The 1,061-nt window shown below is 64.7% G+C and carries 3 protein-coding genes; all 3 read left to right on the top strand.

Going from position 1 to position 1,061, the window contains the following annotated elements; translation table 11 throughout:
* Positions 1-123: AtpZ/AtpI family protein (locus AWB68_RS50625; protein WP_143282075.1), on the top strand; the 123-nt coding region annotated here is incomplete at its 5' end.
* Positions 116-397 (top strand): N-ATPase subunit AtpR, encoded by a 282-nt coding sequence (locus AWB68_RS45330; protein WP_087650499.1) that lies wholly within the window; start codon positions 116-118, stop codon positions 395-397. The genes AWB68_RS50625 and AWB68_RS45330, both read left to right, overlap by 8 nt.
* Positions 394-1,061 (top strand): F0F1 ATP synthase subunit A (locus tag AWB68_RS45325; RefSeq protein WP_125483318.1); only part of this gene is annotated, 668 nt, incomplete at its 3' end. The genes AWB68_RS45330 and AWB68_RS45325, both read left to right, overlap by 4 nt.

Here is a 1,061-nt window from a genome sequence, read left to right as displayed (position 1 = left end):
GACAAGCACTTTCACACGGGCGTTTTCTTTGCCGCGCCGCTGCTGATGGCCGGGGCCGCGTTCGGCCTCTGGTCGGCATGGAAATGGATGCATCGACAAACACGGAGCCAGCATCATGATTGAGCACTTGGCGCCGGCCGCGCAGATTCCCGTGGGTTTTATCGCGGGCTTCGCCGCTGGACTGGTCCATTTCACGACGCTGCACCGGAACGTCGAGTTGCTCGCGTTCGGCTCGCCCGGGAAAGCGCTGGCGATGCAGGGCGCGCGACTCGGCTTGTTGCTCGTGATTCTTTTCGTGCTGGCAAAGCTAGGCGCATGGGCGCTGCTATGCGGCGCCGTCGGCCTGCTCGTGGCGCGCACGCTTATGCTGCGACGGTATCGGGCGATCGCGCCATGATCCACTCCCCGCTTCTCTCCACGCCGCTATTTCACGTCGGCCCGATTGGCGTCACGGCCTCCGTCGTGACGACGTGGGCGATCATGGCGATCCTCGCGGGTGGCGCGGCACTCTGCACGCACAGGCTGTCGCTCGTGCCATCGAAGATACAGACCGTGCTAGAGCTGCTCGTCACGACCATCGATACGCAGATCCGCGACACGATGCAGGCTGAGCCGCAACGCTACCGCGCGCTGATCGGCACGCTCTTTCTGTTCATTCTGGTCAGCAACTGCGCGTCGTTGCTGCCGGGCGTCGAACCGCCGACCGCTCATATCGAGACCGACGCCGCGCTCGCGCTGGTCGTATTCTGCGCGACGATTTTCTACGGCGTGCGCTCGCGCGGCTTGCTGCGCTATCTCGCCACCTTTGCCGAACCGACCTGGATCATGATCCCGCTCAACGTGGTCGAGCAGATCACGAGGACCTTCTCGCTGACGGTGCGGCTCTTCGGCAACGTGATGAGCGGCGTGTTCGTCGTCGGTATCGTGCTGTCGCTCGCGGGGCTCTTCGTGCCGATCCCGCTGATGGCGCTCGACCTGCTGACAGGCGCCGTGCAGGCCTACATCTTCACGGTGCTCGCGATGGTGTTCATCGGCGCGGCGCTCGCGGACGCTCCGCAACC

Origin of the sequence: Caballeronia choica (assembly GCF_001544535.1) — a bacterium.
GTDB classification, from domain to species: Bacteria; Pseudomonadota; Gammaproteobacteria; order Burkholderiales; family Burkholderiaceae; genus Caballeronia; species Caballeronia choica.
Note: the sequence above shows the minus strand (reverse complement) of the source record. Positions and strands in the feature narration are given on the sequence as shown.

Bases quoted from the DNA above. Each gene is read 5' to 3' on its own strand.
- AWB68_RS45330 (WP_087650499.1), top strand. From the start codon at position 116: ATGATTGAGCACTTGGCGCCGGCCGCGCAGATTCCCGTGGGTTTTATC.